The 8,432-nt window shown below is 65.9% G+C and carries 5 protein-coding genes and 1 pseudogene; 4 read left to right on the top strand and 2 right to left on the bottom strand.

Annotated features, from left to right (window positions below):
• Positions 1-145: 145 nt before the first annotated feature.
• Positions 146-1,180, bottom strand: coding sequence for a PAS domain-containing protein (locus tag WAN71_RS13015; RefSeq protein ID WP_422225727.1), 1,035 nt, complete (start codon positions 1,178-1,180; stop codon positions 146-148).
• Between the two features lie 305 nt (positions 1,181-1,485).
• The gene (locus WAN71_RS13020; protein ID WP_422225728.1) at positions 1,486-3,825 is read right to left on the bottom strand and encodes a DEAD/DEAH box helicase; all 2,340 of its coding nucleotides are present in this window, start codon (positions 3,823-3,825) and stop codon (positions 1,486-1,488) included.
• 336 nt (positions 3,826-4,161) lie between these two features.
• Here WAN71_RS13020 and WAN71_RS13025 point away from each other — a divergent pair, with 336 nt between their 5' ends.
• The 4 genes and pseudogenes from WAN71_RS13025 to WAN71_RS13040 all read left to right on the top strand — a co-directional run.
• Positions 4,162-4,365, top strand: coding sequence for a cold-shock protein (locus WAN71_RS13025; protein WP_003925183.1), 204 nt, complete (start codon positions 4,162-4,164; stop codon positions 4,363-4,365).
• Between the two features lie 197 nt (positions 4,366-4,562).
• Positions 4,563-5,141 (top strand): hypothetical protein, encoded by a 579-nt coding sequence (locus WAN71_RS13030; RefSeq protein WP_422225729.1) that lies wholly within the window; start codon positions 4,563-4,565, stop codon positions 5,139-5,141.
• A 135-nt stretch (positions 5,142-5,276) separates the two neighbouring features.
• Complete coding sequence (gene topA / locus WAN71_RS13035) at positions 5,277-8,090, top strand: type I DNA topoisomerase (protein WP_422225730.1); 2,814 nt, start codon at positions 5,277-5,279, stop codon at positions 8,088-8,090.
• 153 nt (positions 8,091-8,243) lie between these two features.
• Positions 8,244-8,432 (top strand): annotated as a pseudogene (locus WAN71_RS13040) (hypothetical protein); the annotation flags it as partial.

Raw genomic sequence — 8,432 nt, forward strand, 5'->3', positions numbered from 1 at the left:
AAGTGGTGGCCCGCGAGATGCGGACGAGCACCACCGGCTGCGCTGTGGACGACCTGGACGTCGTCGTCACAGTCGAGGTGCGCCTCGGTGTCGGCGGATGGGGCAGCGCGCGGGCCGCCGCCCGCGCCGGCCCGGCTGACCGGGTTTAGCCGCCGGTTGGATCGGAATCGGACAGGCCCGCGTCCGCGAGTTCGGCCGCTGTGGGCAACCGCAATGAGACCAGCCCGGCGAATGTCTTCTGCTCGACTTCCACCCGGTTGACGGTCACATGCACCGGAATCCAGCTGCCGTTATGGCCCGGCATGCGCAGCACCCCGCTGGTGGCGCCGCCGGCGAACTCCGCCGTCATGGCCGCCATCCTCGATTCGTCGCTGGGATGCACCCGTGCATCGATCGCAATACGTCGCCAGTCATAAAACGGACAGGGCTCGTCGAGCCATTTCAACAGCGTCCAGCTGGCGGGATCGAACAACGCCCGGTGCACACCCGGCTGTGCCAACCCGTGCAGGATCCGCTGCGCAAGTCGGTCGGTCGACGGTGCCGGGTCGGCCGGTTCGGCACGCCAATTCATCCCCCGTGCGATCACGTGGTCGCGGCCATCCGGCCCGGGCTCCAGCCCGTTGCGAGCCACAAAGCTCACCCGGATGTGATTGCCCTGCCAATCCGTGCTGTCCCAGGTGTCGCACAGCGTTTGACCTGGTTGCGACCGGACCGCCGCCGCCAGCGCCCTACCTTCATTCGGCTTGAGATCACCCGACGGCCAGCTGTCCGCGAACGCGCGACCCTCGGGATCCTCGACCTCGAGATTCCTGCCGGTGTTGGCCAGTGACTCCGGCGTATCGGTGGCCACTCTAAGAGTCATGTTCCATTTCAGCGGGCCCGGGATCGGCCGCTCAGGCGGCTCGACCCCAGCCGGCCCGCTCCAGATATGCACACCGTGCATGCAGCCGTCGGACATCAACACTGGCTCGGTGCGGATCACTCGGTCGCTTTTGGGTGTGATGCTGACCAGGCTTTGGCTATTTTGCAACGACTCCGCGATTGCGGCTTGGATGGCAGCAAGATGAGGATTACGCCGCAGAAACACGCTAATCGGAACAAGATTTCGCAATTGACGGCCCAGCGCCACCACCGCCGGTTCGTTGCCCAGCGTTTCCACCAGCAGCCAGTCGCGCGCCATGCTTCGACATTTTACCGATCTGGCAAGGGATAACTCGTTGCCGCCCTGCTCAATCCGGCGAAGTGTGGCGGAAGTCAACCTAAGGATGACCTTGATACGTCAGCCGGCAACTTGCACAGGTCAGCGCGGCCGGGTATTTTGCTGCTGCGCCCATTGGGATAGTGAGCGGATTGTGCTGTCCGACCGTTCGCCGCACTGGTTTGTAATTTCGGCATGTGCGCGTTTCTTCAGCAGCGAGGAAATGTGTTTTCGTGGCGGCCGCCACGACACAGACACGTGGAAGTCGACCGTCGAGGGGTCGGTCGTCATCGCGATGTCGCGTCGTGTGCCAGCGCCGTGAGGACCAAGCGCAACACGCGCACAGCCCCGGCCTTATCCAGTGGTTCGTTACCGCTGCCGCATTTCGGCGATTGCACGCAGGACGGACATCCCGACGGGCACTCACACGCCTCGATAGCGGCAGCGGTGGCACCCAGCCAGGTGCTCGCGCGGCGGAAACCCTGTTCGGCGAAACCCGCTCCGCCCGGATAGCCGTCGTAGACGAAGACGCTGGGCAGCCCATCGGACTCTGGACCCACCGCGGTAGACAGGCCGCCGATGTCGCCGCGGTCGCAGCTGGCCACCAGGGGCAGCAGCCCGATCGCGGCGTGCTCGGCGGCGTGTAGTGATCCAGGGATTTGCGGCGCGTCGATCCCGTTGCGGCGCAGAGCTTCCGGCGTGATCGTGTACATCACCGCGGTGGTGGCCAGCGTGTACGCCGGCATATCCAGCTCGATGAAGTCAATGACCTCCCCGCTCAGCCGACGGCGCAAATAGCCGACGACTTGACTGGTGACGCTGACTGGTACCAGGCCTAACGTGACCGAACCGAATACCCGCCGTTCACCGGCGCCGGTGACCGCGATGTCGGTGAATTCCCTTGCAAACGTCGCGTATCCGGGATCTTCGGCGTGAACGAAAGCCACGCCCCCTTCGAAGTCCAGCGAATCGACAACGTAACTTTCGCCTTGATGCAGGTATACCGCCCCGGGGTGCACCGAAGCGGCGGACTGTCCGACACCGGCGGTCCCCAGCAACCGTCCGGTCCCGCTCTCCACGATGACGATCTGGCCGCCCGTCGACCCCCGAATGTCCACCGCCGGATGCGGATCGACGCCCGGGGCCGGGTAGTACCTGCCGGATCGTCGTCGCAACAGCCCGTCATCGACGAGTCCCTCGGCGACCTCCTCGGCCCCCAACGTTCGCACCTCGGCGTCCTCTAGGGGCAATTCCGTTGCAGCACAAAGTAACTGCGGGCCAAGGATATACGGGTTGGCCGGATCGATCACTACGCGTTCGATCGGCTTGTCCAGCAACGCGGCGGGGTGATGCACCAGATAGGTGTCCAACGGATCGTCGCGGGCGACGAGCAAGACCAGCGCGCCCTGACCACGTCGCCCAGATCGGCCGGCCTGCTGCCAAAACGACGTGACCGTCCCGGGGAAGCCGGCCATCACCACGGCGTCGAGCCCGGCGATATCGACACCTAACTCCAGCGCATTAGTGGTGGCCAGACCTCGCAGCTGCCCGTCGACCAGCGCGCGTTCGAGCGCGCGACGGTCCTCGGGCAGATAACCCGCGCGATAAGACGCCACCGACTCGGTGAGCTCCGGAGCGATGTCTTCCAGCCGCGCACGTGTTGCCAGCGCGGTCAATTCGGCGCCCCGCCGCGACCGGACAAAGGTCAGCGTGCGCGCCCCTTCGGCGATCAGGTCGGCCATCACTCGTGCCGCCTCGCTACCGGCGGACCGTCGCACCGGAGCGCCGTTTTCGCCGACGAGGTCGGTGCGCAGTGCCGGCTCCCACAACGCCACCGTGCGGGCGCCCTGTGGCGAACCGTCCTCGGTGATCTCCGCCACCGGCTGGCCGATGAGCTCGGCGGCAGTTGCACCTGGGGCTGCGGTTGTCGCGCTGGCGAAAACAACGGTCGGTGTTGTGGCCGAGTCGGCCGAGTAGCGTGCGCATAACCTCAGCAGGCGACGCAGCACCATCGCAACGTTCGAGCCGAAAACACCGCGGTAGTAATGGCATTCGTCGACAACCAGGAAACGAAGGCCGCGCAGAAATACCGCCCACCGGGCATGGTTGCGCAACAGTGCCAGGTGGACCATATCGGGGTTGGAGAACAGCCACCGCGAGCGCTCGCGCGCGAAACGTCGCACCTCGGCCGGACTGTCACCGTCGTAGGCCGTCGGCGCGACATCACCCAACCGGGGTATCGCCGCGGTCAGCGCATGCGCGGCCCGCAATTGGTCGTGGCCAAGCGCTTTCGTCGGCGACAAGTACAGCGCCCGGGCCCGCGGATCGGACGCCAGCGCGTTGAGGATGGGAAGCTGATAGGCCAACGATTTCCCCGATGCTGTGCCAGTGCTGATAACCACATGACGACCGGCATGCGCGAGCTCCGCTGCGTCAGCCTGATGTGCCCACGGCGAACTGATACCGCGATCGGTGAAGGCGCGCACCACGTCCGGCTCGGCCCATGCCGGCCACGGACGTCGGCGGCCTTGGCTTGGCGGCAGCTCGGCGACATGACGTAGCGGGTGTTCTCCCGGTTCGCTACCGGCGACCGCGGCGGCGAGCAGTTCGCTGCCGAACGTCACCATGTGTCCGCCCCTCCTGGTGAGCTAATTGCCGAATACCTCAACCGACGGCGACCCCGCGGCCAGGGGTTTGGTGCATCTCACCTGAATTGTTTACCTCTTGGTAGCTGAATTGATCACCTGAGGCTGTCGCAGACGCGATGAACGTGATTGACTGTTTGCGGTCGCAGCTTCTGTGTTCGTGTAAAACTTTCGCAGGATCAACGTTGCGGCCGCGGTTCCTGCGAGGTTGTAGGTCGGGTGAAGTTCCGGCGACTCGGCAAGGTATAGCGGTCGGAACGGGCCCGGTGCACCGAAAGGCGGTGTACCGCACCCGAGAAGTAAAGGAAAGATCAAGAAATGCCACAGGGAACTGTGAAGTGGTTCAACGCGGAGAAGGGATTCGGCTTCATCGCCCCCGAGGACGGTTCAGCCGACGTGTTTGTCCACTACACGGAGATCCAGGGAAGCGGCTTCCGCACCCTCGAGGAGAACCAGCGGGTCGAGTTCGAGGTCGGCCAGAGCCCCAAGGGTCCCCAGGCCACCGGCGTCCGCTCCATCTGAGAATCCTCTGACGACAACCCCCCGCGCGGTCCGGAGTTTCCGGGTTCGGTCGGGGGGTTTTCGCTGTGGTCGCGCGGCCGCTGCGCAAAGCGTGCGGCGGGCGGGCCCTGATCGCGCGGCTCGCCCCCTCGCCTCTGGGGGTCCCCCCACAGCGCGCCACGGCGCGCATCGTCACCCGGGCGCTTACTGTCGGTGACGTGAGCCAGCTGTCCTTCTTCTCGGCGGAGTCGGTGCCGCCTGCGGTCGGCGACCTCACCGGGGTGCTGGCGGCCGCCGGCCAGATCGTGACGGTCGGCGGTGGGGCCAGGCTGTCGGTCGTTGTGGACCAGCCCTGGCGGGCCCAGGCGTTGGCCGAGATGATCGACGAGGCCGGTTTGGTGGCCGAAATCACCCAGACCGACGAAAACACTCCGCTGGTACGGACCGCCGTCGACGCCAGGCTGCGTTCCATTGCCGGCGACTGGACCCGCGGTGCCGTGAAGACCGTCCCCCCGCTGTGGCTGCCCGGTCCGCGCGAGCTGCGGGCCTGGATATTGGCGGCGGGCAGCCCAGAGGCCGACCGATATCTGCTCGGACTGGACCCGCACGCGCCGGACACCCATTCGCCGCTCGCATCGGCGTTGATGCGGGTCGGGATAGCCCCGACCCTGATCGGCACCCGCGGGGCTCGTCCGGCGTTGCGAATCAGCGGCCGGCGCAGGCTATCGCGCCTGGTAGAAAGCGTCGGGGAACCACCGGACGCCGCGGAGGCGTTGCCCTACTGGCCGCACGTTTAGCCGCGATTGGGCGGGCGTTGACCGGGGGGTCGGTTTGCGTCGGCCCATCCCGGGTGCCACATTGTCAGGTGTCCGCAGGGCCCAACGGCACCGCCAGTCGGCTCGGGACAAAGTGGAAAGTGAGCGTAAACGCAAGTGGCTGAAGCCGACCGGGCTGGCCCTCAAAATGGCAGGGGCAGTGGAAACACGCGGCGACTCGTCATTGTCGAGTCGCCGACGAAGGCGCGCAAACTGGCCGGTTACCTGGGCTCCAGCTACATCGTCGAGTCCTCGCGAGGCCACATCCGCGACCTGCCCCGCGCCGCGGCCGACGTGCCGGCCAAGTTCAAGTCGCAGCCCTGGGCGCGCCTCGGAGTCAACGTCGACGCCGACTTCGAGCCGCTCTACATCATCAGCCCGGAGAAGAAGAGCACCGTCAGCGAGCTGAAGGGCCTGCTCAAAGACGTCGACGAGCTCTACCTGGCCACAGATGGTGACCGCGAGGGCGAGGCCATCGCCTGGCACCTGCTGGAAACCCTCAAGCCGAATATCCCGGTCAAGCGGATGGTGTTCCACGAGATCACCGAGCCGGCGATCCTGGAGGCCGCCGAAAACCCCCGTGACCTGGACATCGACCTGGTCGACGCGCAGGAGACCCGCCGCATCTTGGACCGGCTGTACGGCTACGAGGTCAGCCCGGTGCTGTGGAAGAAGGTGGCGCCCAAGCTGTCGGCGGGCCGGGTCCAGTCGGTGGCTACCCGCATCATCGTGCAGCGTGAACGCGACCGCATGGCGTTTCGCAGCGCGTCGTATTGGGACATCGTCGCCCAGCTGGACGCCAGCGTCTCCGACCCGCAAGCCCAGCCGCCCACCTTCACCGCTCGGCTCGCAGGCGTCGACGGCCTGCGGGTTGCCACCGGCCGCGATTTCGACTCGCTGGGCCAGCTGCGCAAGGCCGACGAGGTTGTGGTCCTCGACGAGGCGAGCGCGACCGAACTGGCCAGGGGATTACAGGGCGCCCAGCTGTCGGTGGCGTCGGCGGAGGAGAAGCCCTACACCCGGCGTCCGTACCCGCCGTTTATGACATCGACGCTGCAGCAGGAGGCCGGCCGTAAGCTGCGGTTCTCCTCAGAGCGCACGATGAGCATCGCGCAGCGCCTCTACGAGAACGGCTACATCACTTATATGCGTACCGACTCGACGACGCTGTCGGGGTCGGCGATCAACGCGGCGCGCACTCAGGCGCGTCAGCTCTATGGCGAGGAGTTCGTCTCGGCGTCGCCGCGTCAGTACACCCGCAAGGTGAAGAACGCCCAGGAGGCGCACGAGGCGATCCGGCCCGCCGGTGAGACGTTCGCGACCCCCGACGCGGTGCGGCGCGAGCTCGACGGCGATGAATTCCGGCTCTACGAGCTGATCTGGCAGCGCACGGTGGCTTCGCAGATGGCCGACGCGCGCGGCACCACGCTGAGCCTGCGGATCGCCGGCACGGCGGGTGGCCCCGCCGGAAAGCGGGAAGTGGTGTTCTCCGCTACCGGTCGCACCATCACATTCGCCGGCTTCCTGAAGGCCTACGTGGAAACGGTGGACGAGCTGGCCGGCGGCGAGGCCGACGACGCCGAGCGCCGGCTGCCGCACCTGACCGAGGGGCAGCGGCTGGCGGCCCTTGAGCTCAACCCGGACGGCCACTCCACCAACCCGCCGGCGCGCTACACCGAGGCCTCGCTGGTCAAGGCCCTCGAGGAGCTTGGCATCGGCCGCCCGTCGACCTACTCGTCGATCATCAAGACCATCCAGGACCGTGGCTACGTGTACAAGAAGGGCAGCGCTCTGGTGCCCTCGTGGGTCGCGTTCGCCGTCACCGGTCTACTGGAACAGCATTTCGGCCGGCTGGTCGACTATGGCTTTACCGCGGCGATGGAAGACGAGCTCGACGCGATCGCCTCCGGACAGGAGCACCGCACCAACTGGCTCAACAACTTCTACTTCGGCGGCGACCATGGCGTGCCCGATTCGGTGGCACGCTCCGGCGGGCTAAAGAAGCTGGTCGGGGTCAACCTCGAAGGGATCGACGCTCGAGAAGTCAACTCCATCAAGGTCTTTGACGATTCCGAAGGACGCATCATCTATGTGCGGGTGGGCAAGAACGGACCCTACCTGGAACGGATGGTGCTCGGCGACGACGGCGAGTTGAAACCGCAGCGGGCCAACCTCAACGACACGCTCACTCCCGACGAGTTGACTTTGGAAGTGGCCGAACAGCTTTTCGCCACACCCCAGGAGGGCCGGACGCTCGGTGTGGATCCGGAGACCGGTCACGAGATCGTCGCCAAAGACGGTCGCTACGGGCCATATGTCACCGAGATCCTGCCGGAGCGCCCCCCTGAAGACACCGACCCCGACGCCGTCGCTGCCACGAAGGGCAAAAAAGCCCCCGGCCCCAAGCCGCGCACGGGTTCGCTGTTGCGCAGCATGGATTTGCAGACCGTCACGCTGGAGGACGCGCTGAAACTCCTGTCGCTGCCCCGAGTCGTCGGTGTTGATCCAGACTCCAGTGAGGAGATCACCGCACAAAACGGGCGTTATGGCCCATATTTGAAGCGCGGCAACGACTCTCGCTCGCTGGCCACCGAAGACCAGATGTTCGAAATCACTCTCGAGGAAGCGTTGAAGCTCTACGCGGAGCCGAAACGTCGTGGTCGGCAGGGTGCCGCGGCTCCACCGCTTCGTGAGCTGGGCAACGACCCGGCGTCGGGCAAGCCGATGGTGATCAAGGACGGTCGATTCGGCCCGTATGTCACCGACGGCGAGACCAATGCCAGCCTGCGCAAAGGCGACGACGTGCTGTCGATCACTGACGAGCGTGCCGGGGAATTGCTGGCCGACCGGCGCGCCCGGGGCCCGGTGAAGCGGACGGCCAAGAAAACAGCGAGCAAGAGGCCGGCGAAGAAAGCGGCCAAGCGCAGCTAGCCCGTCGCTCTGAGCGGCGCAAACCCGGGCTTGAGTCTCCTTAGGTTTCTTTTTTCCAGATTTTTGCTTAAAACAGGGTGATTCTCAGCCAGTTCTCAGGTACAGTAATGCACGTCAGCTGTGAACTGGTCACGGTGGCATTTAGGGAGAGCAATGCGAACCGCCGCCCGATACTGCATCACCGCTGGTGTTGCGCTCGGTGGCCTCAGCATCATCATCGCCGCACCGGCGGCGCCCCCGCTGCACGACATCCAGGTGCCGGCGGTGCAACTCTCCGGGAACACGCACGAGAATCCGGATGTGAACAGCCCGTCCGTCGCTGACTTACTGCAGGTCATGTAC

It is taken from the genome of Mycobacterium sp. (assembly GCF_049280035.1).
Classification (GTDB): domain Bacteria; phylum Actinomycetota; class Actinomycetes; order Mycobacteriales; family Mycobacteriaceae; genus Mycobacterium.